We start from the raw sequence: 11,831 nt of genomic DNA, 5'->3' as shown, positions 1-11,831 counted from the left end.
GGGTGGGCTCCACAACCTGCACAAACTTATAACTTCATACGGTTCAACCCCCGCATTTCGCGGGGTTTTGTCATTTCTGCCACCTATTGAAAATAGGTACCATTAGAAAGGATTGCAACCGATGTCTGCTACTGAATTTCCCTCTGCCTTCACCGCCGCTGTTGTGGAGAAGTTTGGCTCCGAGCTCAACATCCACGACGTTGACCTCCCCGAGCCAGGCCAGCACCAAGCACTGGTCAAGGTGCTCACCTCCGGCATCTGCCACACTGACCTCCACGCCGCCGAGGGCGACTGGCCGGTCAAGCCAAAGCCACCGTTCGTCCCAGGCCATGAGGGCGTGGGTGAAGTGGTCAAACTTGGCCCAGGTGAGCACAGCGTTGCGCTGGGTGACATGGTTGGTAACGTCTGGCTGTGGTCGGCTTGTGGTGAGTGTGAATACTGCCGCACCGGCTGGGAGACTATGTGTGAGAAGGCCGAGTACGGTGGATACACCGTCGATGGCTCTTTCGGTCAGTACATGCTGGTAGATACTCGCTACTGTGCCCGCATCCCTGATAGCTGTGACCTGCTGGAAGTCGCCCCAATTCTGTGCGCTGGCGTGACCGTGTACAAGGGTCTGAAGGTTACCGAAACCCGCCCAGGTCAGTTCGTGGTCATCTCCGGTGTGGGTGGTCTGGGCCATATCGCCGTCCAGTACGCCGTGGCTATGGGCATGCGCGTTATCGCCGTGGATATTGCGGACGACAAGCTTGAACTGGCTAAGAAGCATGGCGCTGAGTTTGTGGTCAATGCCCGCAAAGAAGACCCAGCTGAAGCAATTGTGAAGTACACCAAGGGTGGCGCACACGGCGTGCTGGTCACCGCGGTGCACCCTCAGGCATTCGGCCAAGCGATTGGCATGGCTCGTAAGAATGGAACCATTGTGTTCAATGGTCTTCCTCCAGGAGAGTTTCCTGCACCGATCTTCGATATCGTGTTCAAGGGCCTGACCATCCGCGGATCCCTCGTGGGTACGCGTCAAGATCTTGAGGAGGCTTTGGACTTCTACGCTCGCGGCATGATTAAGCCAACGGTTACCGAATGCAAGCTTGACGACGTCAACTCGGTCTTTGCTGATATGAAGCAAGGCAAGATCGACGGTCGCATGGCTATCCGCTACTAGTTTCACTGGTACCTCGATGAGCCTCCTGTGCTAGCCGCTGCAGGAGGCGCTTATCGGTGAAGTACGACTCGTGGCCGCCTGCCACACCCCAGCGCTCAAATCCGGCGTCTTGTGCACTGATCGCACTGGGGTCGATTCCGTGGGCGGCCACTGTGTTTGTTCCGGTAAGACCGATAATGTCGTGGCTGCCTAACACAGAGATAAGGCGGGGGTTGGGGCTATGTAACTGAGGGTTGGGTGGCACACCGGGGCTTCCGGCCACTATTAAAGTATCGGCATCGAGGCCGTGTGCTGCGGCATGACCTGCGACGACGGAACCATAGCTGTGGCCGAAAACCATGAGCTTGGCGGTGGGGTTCAACGTGCGCAGTTCGCTTTGGAATTTTTGTAATCGCAACGCACCCTGTTGTGCGGGGGATGGTGCAGCAGCAATCGCTATGTTTGCAGGAGCGTTGTAGCCCAACCATGCCACGGCAGCACCACCGGTGGCGTGGTGTATGCGTTGGGCGCGTTCGACATAGTTCAGCCACTGTGTTGGGTTGGCGGAGCCGACTCCTGCGACCACGGTAGTAATGGAGTCGGCTGTGTGAATATCTCCTAGGGCTACCACCACTCCATGTTCGTGTGTGGAAAGAATCTGTGCGTCGGGGAAGTCTTGGGCGAGGTGTTGCTCGAAGTTGGTTGCAAGATCGCGGTGCTGGGAGTAGTTGGGTTCGCATAGTGCAGCGATGGCGTCGATGGCTAGGGCACATTGTTGGTCGAGTTGATTGCCCATTACTCGAATAGCGGCAATCATCGCAGAGATCACGGCGGAGTTATCTATGCTGCGTTGAGAAAGTAATAGCAGGTAATCGTAGGCGGCCTCGAGGTCTTTTTGGGGGCCGTAGGTGAGCTCCAGAATGCGGGAGACATCCTCAAGGGCTTGAAAAAGTTGGGACCACGAGTGTCCTTGGGTGGAAAGTAGCTGGTGGGCGGCGTCGAAAGCCTGTCCTTTGAGCTCTTCAAAGCTGCGGTTCCATAGGTAGCGGGCGGCGTCGAAAGCCGTGTGCCCTTCGGTGGCGTTGTGGGCTAATGCTGTTCGCGCTAGTGCGAGGCTGCGAGAATCTAATGCGAGCATGACAACCCCCAGGCGGTGGTGGTGTCGATGTCGGCGCAGATGTGCGCAAGCTGCGTGGTTTGCGCGATGAGCTCTGCAATATCGGCGGTATTGCGGGCGTGATGCGTGGTCAGGCTATGAAGGAATCGTTCTAGGGCGGCCCCGCTGGCATTGGCACCTATGCTCGTGTGGGTGATTGCAGTACTGGGGGTGTGCAGGTGCGAAAGCGCAGAAAAAGTAATGTCCATGAGCCTGATGATGTGGTGGGATGAGTGTAGCTCGCAAGGCTTTGGGTTGGTGCACGTGTGAAATCCCAGCAAGGCTGTGGATAACTGCGTGCTTAGCGCATAGTCTGGAGTGGCATGTGGATAGCTCTCGCCCAGATTTCTAGTAGTGCCGATATAATGGCCAATTTGGCTACGGTAGAACGCCATGTCAGTGCTGCCGCTCAACGCGGGGCAGATATGGTGGTGTTTCCAGAGGCCACGATGCAAGGCTTTGGCACCGGACGCCTTGATCGCGTCGCCGAGCCTATCGACGGCCCCTTTGCTACCCGAATATGCCAGCTGGCTCGCGATCTCAACATCGTGATCGTAGTTGGTATGTTTAGCCCTGCAGACACCCATGATGGCAAGCAGCGTATTAATAACGTGGCTTTAATTGCCCACCCCGATTCGGTGCGGGAATACCGCAAGATTCATACCTATGACGCCTTTGGCTTCAAAGAATCTGACACGGTTCGCCCAGGACATCAGCTGGTTACTTTCCCTGTAGGCGATGTGACCTGCGGAATTGCTGTGTGTTATGACGTGCGCTTTCCGCAGCAATTTATCGATCTTGCCCGCTTGGGCGCTGAGGTGATTGTGCTTCCTGCGTCGTGGGCTGATGGCGAGGGCAAGCTGGAGCAGTGGCGTACGCTTACCGCGGCGCGTGCATTGGACTCCACCAGCTATATCGTCGCCTGCGACCAAGCGGTGGCAGAGGATGAGCGCGCGCCGAGTGCACCCACCGGTGTGGGGCATTCCGCGGTGGTAACCCCTGATGGTCGCCGTATTGCCGAGGCCGGTACGGGGGAGGAGCTGTTCATGGTGAATATCAACCGTGACCTCGTTAGGCGTACCCGCAAGGCTATCCCTGTGTTAGCAGATGTGAGTTATAGCCAAAACGGTGGGTAATCGAAGGTCTGCGTGTGGATGATGGTGGGTGGCGTTCCGCGGCGAATGAGTGCCTTGCGGGAGGCTGCCACGTCGTGGGAGGGACCGGCGATCAAGATGCGACGATCTTCCCATGTGCCATAACCTGCGACTATTTCTCCGGCTTGTCCGAATTGGGTGATGTGTAGCCCGCGAGGTGGGCGAGAATGCTGGGTGGGGGCTACCCACCAGGCGTCTTCTTCATGGGCAACAACAGGGGTGACGGACAGCCAAGGTGCGGTTGACGCTAGGCTCCGCAGGCCAGCGAGCTCGTAGAGTTCGCCTGGGTAGTCGGCTGCGAGGAAGAGGTGGACTCGAGGGGGTTCGGCTAGGCGGAGGAAATCGACGATGATGGGGCGTAGTGCTGCCAGCCCTACCCCGTGGGCGATGAGCACCATGTCTTGGGTTTCGGTGTAATCAAAACCGCCTTGGCCTGGGCTGATCCACCATGCGTCGCCTACGTGTGCGCCAGCGAGCAGAGTGGAGATCATGCCTTCGTGGCGGATATGGAATTCGATCTGGCCGTATTCGTTGGGTGGGATGGTAGGAAAGAGCTCACGACGTGCTCCGCGCAGGTAATCGGCGGTGACGGTGACGTACTGGGTGGCGGTGTAGTCGATAGCTGTGTCTGCTTGAAGGCGTACCACGGAGATAGCGCTGCTGCGCTTTTCTACTTGCACGACTTGTGCGGGCACTGCTGCGTTGGGCAGGGGTGCGTTGGTCAGCGTGTTGGCTATCGACGTAATCGCGCGTTCGGCACCGAGGACCTCGGCGAAGGGAAGGTCTGCGCAAATGTGGCGCAGGGCGCTGCGGGAGGCGTCGGCAAGCGTGAGGTAGTAGTCGCGTGATACCCCGAGGCTTTCGGCGGCGGCTGCGTGCTGTAGCCATGAGGTAGCGATCGATTCCGGAACGTGTCCGTCTAGATCGGTATGGTCGACGAGCTGCACGATGGCGTCCGCGAGAGGGGAGTCCGGCTTCTGATTGGCTGCCTGAATGAACTCCGCGCGGTGGACGCGAAGTTCATCGGCAACGGCCTGGATTGAATGAGCGGTCACGGTTACCAATCGTAGCCGGTGACAGGGCTTTCTGTGTTGGGTTGCCATCCGAGAGCGGGGGCGACGTGATGGGCGAAGTTGCGCAAAATGTCCACGTTGACCTCTATGCCTGCTTGATTAGGGATGGTGAGCAGCAAGGTGTCGGCCATGGCGATGGCGGGATCGGCTTTGAGCTGTTCGATGAGTTTGTCGGGCTCGTCGGCGTAGGTGCGTCCGAAGGTGACGTTGCGGCCTTCGCCGAGTGAGCCGATCTGGTCTTTGGATTCGCCGAACCCAAACATTTGCCGTTCGCGGTCATTGGTAATAGGGAAGATGGACCGAGAAACGGATACTCGTGGCATCCATTCGTGGCCTGCGGTTTTCCATGCGTCGCGGTAGTGCTGGATTTGTTCTGCTTGGATTTCGCCGAGGGAGGCACCGGTTGCCTCGGATACGAGGGTGGAGCTCATGAGGTTCACACCGTCGTTGGCTGCTTGTTCGGCGGAGGCGTTGGTGCCGGAACCCCACCACACGCGGCGGTCGAGTCCTGGGGAATGCGGGAAGACGGGCAAGGGGGTGCCGCCGTGGTACAGGTGGGGGTATTGCTCGTGGTCGGCGGCGGCGCGGGCTACGGCTTCGCCGCGGATGGCGCTGAGGTAGCGCAGGAAGGTAGTGCGGGCGAGGCGTGCGGCGCGGGGGTCGTCGTCAGCTGCGGGGCCGTATCCGAAGGCTTCCCAGCCGCGTTCGGCGGGTTCTGGTGATCCGCGGGAGACTCCGATGGCGACGCGTTGGTCGGAGAGGAGGTCGAGGGCTGCGGTTTCTTCTGCAAGGTAGAGGGGGTTTTCGTAGCGCATGTCGATGACGCCGGTGCCTACTTCGATTCGTGAGGTAGAGGCGGCGATGGCGCTCATGAGTGGTAGGGGTGCGGCACCTTGGGGTGCGAAGTGGTGGACGCGGAAGTATGCGCCGTTGACACCGAGTTCGTCTGCTTGTTGTGCGATGGTGATGGAGTCTTTGAGTACTTGTGCGGCGCTGGGGCCTTGTTGGTTGCCGATGGCGTGGTGGCCGAAGCTAAGGAATCCGAATGCTTTCACCCCCACATTGTATATGACGTGTCAACTACTGCTGGTGGTGTATTTTCACATTATGAAAACTCAAGCGAGCCTGCTGGCTATCCTCGCCGCGGCGTTGTACGCCCTCAACGTTCCCGTAGCCAAAATGCTGCTAGATCACACCACAGCCACCATGCTTGCCGCCTTCTTATACCTCGGCGCAGGTATTGGCATGATCGCCTTTGCACGCCCCACGCCTGACGATGCCCCCATCACCGCCCAAGACGCCAAATACGTAGTAGCCATGGTCGTCCTTGACATCGCAGCCCCCATATTCCTCATGCTCGGAATCGCACGGACGACGTCGTCAAGAGTGTCGTTGCTTGGCAACTTTGAAATCGTCGCCACCTCGCTCATCGCCCTTCTACTCTTCCGTGAAGTAATCTCCAAACACCTCTGGCTCGCCATCGCGCTCGTCACCCTCGCCAGCCTGATCCTGAGCTTCGAACCAGGCACCATCCAGCTCAACCTCGGATCACTCCTCGTACTCGCCGCGTGCGCCTGCTGGGGACTCGAAAACAACTGCACACGCGCACTATCCAACAAAAACGCCGCCCAAATCGTAGCGATCAAAGGAATATTCTCCGGCCTCGGCGCACTCATTGTGGCACTGCTGCTGGTGCAATCCACCCCCAGCTGGCGCATTATCGCCATCACCATGGTCCTAGGATTTGTCTCCTACGGGCTCAGCATCACCTTTTATATCATGGCGCAACGCCACCTTGGGGCCGCCAAAACCAGCGCCTACTACGCCATCGCACCATTCCTCGGCGTGGCTTTTAGCATGGTGCTTCTCGGCGAACGCCCCGACATCCAAGTCTGGGTAGCACTGCTCATCATGGTCGCTGCCACCGTTGTGATTGTCCGCGATTCCATCGGATTGCAACACGACCACATGCACACCCACGTGCATATCCACCAGCACTCTCATGACAATCTCGTACACACGCACGCCCATGCTCACACCCATTCTCATTTGCATGCACACGAGGGCGATAGCGAAGAACCAGGTCATAGTGCAGACCACCATGCCGACTTTGATGGACACGAACACGACTAAAAGGGGTGATCAGGCACCACTTATGCGGAATTGTGTGCTTGTGATTTAGTCTAAAGATGTAAAAATGTGCCCTACGAAACGGGGACACGCGCAATGTGACACTAGGTATAGAGAAAGAAGGACGGCATGAACGCATACACGCCTTTTAACGCGGTGATGGACATAGGATTTATCTCCGCTCTCATGATCGTCGGCGTGGTGCTTCGTCGATTCGTCCCGTGGTTTCGCTCCCTCCTCATCCCAGCACCCATCACCGCAGGTCTGCTCGGCCTAGCCCTAGGCCCAGAAGTACTCGGCTGGCTACCCTTCTCCGACAAACTGGGAACCTACTCCACCATCCTCATCGCCATCGTCTTCGCATCGATGCCGTTTTCCATGACCTTTAGCACCCAAAACATCAAAGGCGCTCGCACCATGTGGGCATTTTCCACATCCATGTTCATGGGTCAATGGGGCATATTCATCCTGCTCGGCCTCTTCCTCTTCACACCAGTGTGGGGAACCGAAGAATGGTTCGGCATGATGCTGCCCGTCGGCTTCGTGGGCGGCTTTGGCACCGCAGCCGCAGTCGGTGGCGCACTGGATACAGTAGGAGCGTCCGCAGCATCCTCCCTTGGTTTTACCTCGGCAACAGTGGGCACCCTGGCCGCCATCGTCGGCGGAATCCTGTTTGCCAACTGGGGTATCCGCAACAAAAAGACCGCGTCCCTCCCAGACAAACTCCCTTGGGAGCTGCTTGCCGGTTACATCGAAGAACACCGTCGCCCATCCATCGGTAAAGCAACCACCAACCCCTCAGCGATCGAACCGCTAGCACTGCACTTCGGCGCGATCCTCGTCACCGTCATGCTCGCCTACCTTGGTCAACAGCAGATCACCTCGATGTTCCCCAACGTATCGATCCCGCTATTCGCACTGTCCTTCGTTGTTGGTATCTTTATGGTTCTAGGCCTCAAGCTCATCGGCAAGCCCAACTACCTCGACAAAGACACCATGAGCACCATCTCCGGTGGCTCCACCGACTTCCTCATCGCCTTCGGTATCGCCTCCATCGTTCCTGCCGCCGTGGCCAACTACTGGGTACCGCTTCTGGTCATGTTCGTCCTCGGTATCATCTACTGCTTCGGCTTCTTCTGCCTCGCCTCCAAGTTTTTCGAGGAAGGCTGGCTGGAACGCGGCCTCTTTGGTTGGGGTTGGGCAACTGCCGCCGTGGCAACCGGTATCGCTTTGCTCAAGATCGTTGACCCCAAGCTGAAGTCCGGAACCCTCAACGAATACGGTGTGGCCTACGTGGGCTTCGCACCCTTCGAAATCGGCATGACCATCCTAGCGCCGATCGCCGTAGTATCAGGCTTCACCTTGGGCCTGGGCGTAGCGTCGACAGCAATCTTCGCCGTGATTTTGGTCGTTGCTACCGTGCACGGTATGCGCGCGAACTCCGCGATCAAGCACCAAATGGAGTAACAGGGACGGCATTACTCGGCTTTACTGGCTCTTCCGATTTTAGAGTGCATTGATTTTGTGTTGGATGTTGGCGGCGTGGATCAGACACCGCAAGATGTAGTAGTTGAGGTTTTTAAATCCTAGGGCGATGCCGCGTAGGTGTTCGAGTCTGCCGTTGATTGCCTCGACGGGGCCGTTGGATACTTTGTGGTCGAAGTAGGCGAGGGTGTCCTTGCGGCGCTTGTTCATGGTTCTGCCTAGCTGCGCGATCTCAGCGATCCCGGTGTCTTTCATGCCAGCAAGCGTGTCGATCAGCGTGCTCATGGCTTTCTTGGCTGCTTGCATGTGGGGCATTCGTTGATGGGCTCGATGGGCTCGGCTTTGATGACGGTAACTATCACCGTGTTCTGTGGCCTTGGTGATAGTAGCTCCTAGTTCTGCGGTGCGGCAGATGGTATCGACGATGGCATTTCCGTTGGGCTGCACGGTAGGCCCTTAGTTTTGGGGTGGATAGTTTAGATACCCTTATTCCTACAAAGCCAAGGGTCCTAGTATCTTGTGCCACGCCCGAACCCCTCGGCGAACTAAACAGTGCACTCTAAAACCGGAACAGCCCGTATACGGCAATGCGACCGGCGGCCGACGCGGTGCCGACTTCGGATGGTTCGGCATGCTCGTAGGCGGCGGCGCTCGCGTAGGTGGTCCGCTCGGCATCGTCCTAGTGATCCTTGTTGGTCTTGCAGTCTTCACATTGGGCTGGTTCTCGCAGGTCAAGCTGGTGCAGGGTAACTGGGATCCGACACCGTGGCGTGGCGGCTCTGCTACAGCGGGTGCTGCGGGTGCTGCTGTGGTTCCGGCCCAGGGTTCGGCCCAGGGTTTGACCTATACATACCCGAAGGTCTTGCCACCGAAGGGAGCTCCGGTTCCACCGAGCCGCTAAACGGGGGTATTTCGAAGCATTTTTCTCGGCACTTCACACCAAATCGCAGAAAACCGGCCGTTTGGCTGGATTTGGTGTGAAGTGCCGTCTTTTTCGGGGGTGAACGGGGGTAACCTGCGAGTCAATCCCAGCCGAGCCATGGTTGTGAAAAACGTCCTACTCCGCGTAGTGCCACGCCCGAACCCCCGGCGAACTAATCAATGCACTCTAAAACCGGAAGAGCCGCTTTACTGCCTATCCACGCACATCGGTCCGGTGAGCTGGTCGCAATCGTTGAAGAATTGCCCAGCCCACCGGATCGATTTTTGTATCTCACAAGCTGCGGGAGCTGTGGACGCTGCGGGAACCTTAGCTGACGAACTTATTCACCTTGTTAAAGATCTCCGGCGTAGCACGCTCAACCCGCGCGACCGCCTTGCGAATCACCAGGTAGTATAGCGCGCCGGGGATGAGAATGCACAGCGCGCAGCCGGCTACGATCAGCAGTGCGGTGCTGGTGCTGAACCCATAGATGAGCAGTGCAGCACCTGGCAGAATAGGGATCCACACAAGCAGCATGGAACCGAATCCGGTGAGAAACGCAGCGGCGCTGTATCCGGAGCGGTCAGCGAAGGCATTAACACCTGGTGCGGCGGTGGGGAAGGGGTTGAATGCGGTAAAGGCTAATCCGATGGCGGCGGAGCCCATGAGAGCGCCTAGGGAGCTCACGCAGACGGCTAGGGCAATGCCTTTCTCGGGGAAGAGTACAAACAGGAGGATCCAAGAGATGAGAACGGTGCAGCTCTGGATTGTCAGCGAGGCTGTGTGACGGGCTAGTACCCAGTTTTTGGCGGGAACACCTGCGACGATGATGCTCCAGTTGCTGGGGCCGTCGTAGCCGAAGTCGTTGGAGGCAGCCATACCAGCCAAGAGTGCTGTCATGGCGACGAGGAAGACCAAGGCCCAGGGGGAATCGACGATCGCCCTGTAGGTGAGAAAGACCATCAAGATGGGGGTCATAATCAGTTGGCTGATCATGCGGCTATCACGGCGGATGTAGCGCAGCGCACGGGAGTAAATGTATCCGGTCGGGGTGGCTGGTGCCCACGGGACGAGCACACGTGATGAGCGGGTGCGGGTGGTGGTGGAGCCTTTTTCGATAGGTTCGTTGAGGATAGTAGTGATGTTGCGGTGCCATAGCCACAATGCTCCTGTGAAGTAGATGAGGGTCAGTGCGGCGGTGGCGAGTGTGGTGGTGAGTGAACCTTCGAGGATTCCGATGACGAGGCCGGCGGGTGCTGCGAGCGGGGTCCACATCAGTATGTGTCCGGCTTGGTTGATTTGTTCGCTTTGGAGGTCGAGGCCTTGGAGGGCGTTGAAGGCGATGATGATCATGAAGATCATCAAGCCGCTGATGATGTTGATACGTTCTTTCTTTGTGCGCCCAGAAGTACCCAGTGCGGAGCGGATTATTTCGCCGATGATGATGGTCAGCGCCGTGTTGATCACTACGGCGAGAGCCCATGCGATTGCAGCGCCGGTGGGCAGGATCCATGCGCCGAGGGCTGCGGTGGTCAGGGCGAAGAAGACGGTGAGCATGCCTATCGACGTCAACAACGGGGCGATCAGCAGGGCGGGCAGGATGTTGCGGGCCGTGAGAGGGAAGAAGGCCAGCTCGCGGGGGTTGACGTGGTTTTCGCCCGTGGGAAGCACTGATACCGAGATGATGTAGCCCAGTGCTCCAACGGCAAGGATGATTGCTGCGACGGCGAAGTATTGTTTGTGGTAGCCGTCGTAGCCACTAAAGAGCATGCTGGCAAGGCCGATGAATCCGTAGAGGCAAATGAAGATGATCATCATGATCGACGCGGGATTCGCGGAGATCATTCGGTTGCGTTGCCGAAATTGGAACCGCAGGATGGTTTTTGTGGGGCTCATATTATTTGCCGCCTAACCAGACGAAGCTGTCGTCGTCAAGCTGGGTGCTGCCGACGAGTTCTACGAATTTGTCTACTAAGGTGCCCGTGCCGCGAACCGCATCGACGGTGCCGGAGGAGATCACGGTGCCTTGGTTGATGATCGCCACGTGGTCGCACAAGCCCTCGACGAGTTCCATCACATGGGAGGACAACAATACGGTGCCTCCGGAGCGGGCATAGTTGCGCAAAATCTTTTGGATCAGTTGTCCAGAGGCTGGATCAACTGCCTCGAGGGGCTCGTCCAAGATCAAGACGCGTGGCGCGTGCAAGAGGGCTCCTGCCAGCAAGATCTTCTTGGTCATGCCGGCGGAAAAGTCCACAATCTGCTTGTCTTTAGCATCAGCTAGCCCGAGGGTTCTGAGTAGTTCCTCGCTGCGCTGTGCAACTACATCGGGGGCCATGGAACGCAAGCCACCAAGGAACTCGAGATACTCCGTGGCGGTGAGACGGTCGAAGACGGGCATGCCGTCGATAAGCAACCCAAAGTGCGCTTTCGCTGCAGTCGGTTCTTCCCACACATTGACCCCGTTGATCCACGCCGAACCGCTCTGTGGTCGCAGCAGTCCCGTGGCTGCTGAAATCATGGTGGTTTTTCCGGCGCCGTTGGGGCCTACGAGGCCAAAAATGCTGCCGTGTGGCACATCCAAATTGAGATGATCGACGGCAGCTTTGGGGCCGAACATAACGGAGAGATCGCGCACCGCAAAGGCCTGATCCGTGGGATCTGATTGGAAGGAAGAAGGCATCATGATAACCAGATAATCAAAGTGGTGATGACTTGTCGAGGATAATCCCCAATTTGACAGCCCTGGGGGTTAGTCGCGTAGGTTGGG

At 57.9% G+C, this 11,831-nt stretch carries 10 protein-coding genes and 2 pseudogenes; 5 read left to right on the top strand and 7 right to left on the bottom strand.

The window, feature by feature from the left end; all coding sequences use genetic code 11:
- Positions 1-121 precede the first annotated feature (121 nt).
- The gene (adhP, locus tag ABMV07_RS12085; RefSeq protein ID WP_088267173.1) at positions 122-1,162 is read left to right on the top strand and encodes an alcohol dehydrogenase AdhP; all 1,041 of its coding nucleotides are present in this window, start codon (positions 122-124) and stop codon (positions 1,160-1,162) included.
- Here the strand turns inward: adhP and ABMV07_RS12080 are convergent.
- The gene (locus tag ABMV07_RS12080) at positions 1,149-2,279 is read right to left on the bottom strand and encodes an alpha/beta hydrolase (RefSeq protein WP_197689458.1); all 1,131 of its coding nucleotides are present in this window, start codon (positions 2,277-2,279) and stop codon (positions 1,149-1,151) included. The two genes, adhP and ABMV07_RS12080, sit on opposite strands and share 14 nt — an antisense overlap.
- Positions 2,267-2,506, bottom strand: coding sequence for a hypothetical protein (locus ABMV07_RS12075; protein WP_196977370.1), 240 nt, complete (start codon positions 2,504-2,506; stop codon positions 2,267-2,269). Before ABMV07_RS12075 ends, ABMV07_RS12080 begins: the two co-directional genes overlap by 13 nt.
- A gap of 114 nt (positions 2,507-2,620) precedes the next feature.
- On the opposite strand from ABMV07_RS12075, the gene ABMV07_RS12070 reads away from it, so the two are divergent.
- The gene (locus ABMV07_RS12070) at positions 2,621-3,433 is read left to right on the top strand and encodes a carbon-nitrogen hydrolase family protein (protein ID WP_374064641.1); all 813 of its coding nucleotides are present in this window, start codon (positions 2,621-2,623) and stop codon (positions 3,431-3,433) included.
- Here ABMV07_RS12070 and ABMV07_RS12065 read toward each other — a convergent pair.
- Together ABMV07_RS12065 and ABMV07_RS12060 are read right to left on the bottom strand one after the other, a co-directional pair.
- Entirely contained in the window at positions 3,412-4,506 is a 1,095-nt protein-coding gene (locus ABMV07_RS12065) for an FAD-binding oxidoreductase (RefSeq protein WP_374064640.1), read from the bottom strand. The genes ABMV07_RS12070 and ABMV07_RS12065 overlap by 22 nt on opposite strands.
- Positions 4,507-4,508: 2 nt before the next feature.
- Complete coding sequence (locus ABMV07_RS12060) at positions 4,509-5,579, bottom strand: LLM class flavin-dependent oxidoreductase (protein WP_196981143.1); 1,071 nt, start codon at positions 5,577-5,579, stop codon at positions 4,509-4,511.
- A gap of 37 nt (positions 5,580-5,616) precedes the next feature.
- Between ABMV07_RS12060 and ABMV07_RS12055 the strand changes: the two genes are divergently transcribed.
- Both ABMV07_RS12055 and ABMV07_RS12050 read left to right on the top strand, forming a co-directional pair.
- Positions 5,617-6,657 carry a DMT family transporter gene (locus tag ABMV07_RS12055; RefSeq protein ID WP_374065029.1) on the top strand — a complete coding sequence of 347 codons (1,041 nt, stop codon included), beginning with the start codon at positions 5,617-5,619 and terminating at the stop codon, positions 6,655-6,657.
- Between the two features lie 126 nt (positions 6,658-6,783).
- Positions 6,784-8,121, top strand: a complete 1,338-nt coding sequence (locus ABMV07_RS12050; protein ID WP_197689461.1) for a sodium/glutamate symporter — start codon at positions 6,784-6,786, stop codon at positions 8,119-8,121.
- A 39-nt stretch (positions 8,122-8,160) separates the two neighbouring features.
- Here ABMV07_RS12050 and ABMV07_RS12045 read toward each other — a convergent pair.
- A pseudogene (locus tag ABMV07_RS12045) lies at positions 8,161-8,457 on the bottom strand (transposase); the annotation flags it as partial.
- Positions 8,458-8,716: 259 nt separating this feature from the next.
- On the opposite strand from ABMV07_RS12045, the pseudogene ABMV07_RS12040 reads away from it, so the two are divergent.
- A pseudogene (locus tag ABMV07_RS12040) lies at positions 8,717-9,040 on the top strand (PTS ascorbate transporter subunit IIC); the annotation flags it as partial.
- A 348-nt stretch (positions 9,041-9,388) separates the two neighbouring features.
- Here ABMV07_RS12040 and ABMV07_RS12035 read toward each other — a convergent pair.
- Together ABMV07_RS12035 and ABMV07_RS12030 are read right to left on the bottom strand one after the other, a co-directional pair.
- Positions 9,389-10,957, bottom strand: coding sequence for a transporter (locus ABMV07_RS12035; RefSeq protein ID WP_197690330.1), 1,569 nt, complete (start codon positions 10,955-10,957; stop codon positions 9,389-9,391).
- A gap of 1 nt (position 10,958) precedes the next feature.
- On the bottom strand, positions 10,959-11,747 hold the full coding sequence (locus ABMV07_RS12030) for an ABC transporter ATP-binding protein (RefSeq protein WP_374064639.1): 789 nt from the start codon (positions 11,745-11,747) through the stop codon (positions 10,959-10,961).
- Positions 11,748-11,831: the final 84 nt, after the last annotated feature.

This window comes from Corynebacterium belfantii (genome assembly GCF_041898185.1).
Lineage (GTDB): Bacteria > Actinomycetota > Actinomycetes > Mycobacteriales > Mycobacteriaceae > Corynebacterium > Corynebacterium belfantii.
This window is presented reverse-complemented; position numbering and strand designations above follow the sequence as displayed.

Excerpts from the sequence above, each read along its gene's own strand:
- adhP (WP_088267173.1), top strand. The coding sequence starts at position 122 with ATGTCTGCTACTGAATTTCCCTCTGCCTTCACCGCCGCTGTTGTGGAG.
- ABMV07_RS12050 (WP_197689461.1), top strand. The coding sequence starts at position 6,784 with ATGAACGCATACACGCCTTTTAACGCGGTGATGGACATAGGATTTATC.
- ABMV07_RS12030 (WP_374064639.1), bottom strand. The coding sequence starts at position 11,747 with ATGATGCCTTCTTCCTTCCAATCAGATCCCACGGATCAGGCCTTTGCG.
- ABMV07_RS12035 (WP_197690330.1), bottom strand. The coding sequence starts at position 10,957 with ATGAGCCCCACAAAAACCATCCTGCGGTTCCAATTTCGGCAACGCAAC.
- ABMV07_RS12075 (WP_196977370.1), bottom strand. The coding sequence starts at position 2,506 with ATGGACATTACTTTTTCTGCGCTTTCGCACCTGCACACCCCCAGTACT.
- ABMV07_RS12070 (WP_374064641.1), top strand. The coding sequence starts at position 2,621 with ATGTGGATAGCTCTCGCCCAGATTTCTAGTAGTGCCGATATAATGGCC.
- ABMV07_RS12080 (WP_197689458.1), bottom strand. The coding sequence starts at position 2,279 with ATGCTCGCATTAGATTCTCGCAGCCTCGCACTAGCGCGAACAGCATTA.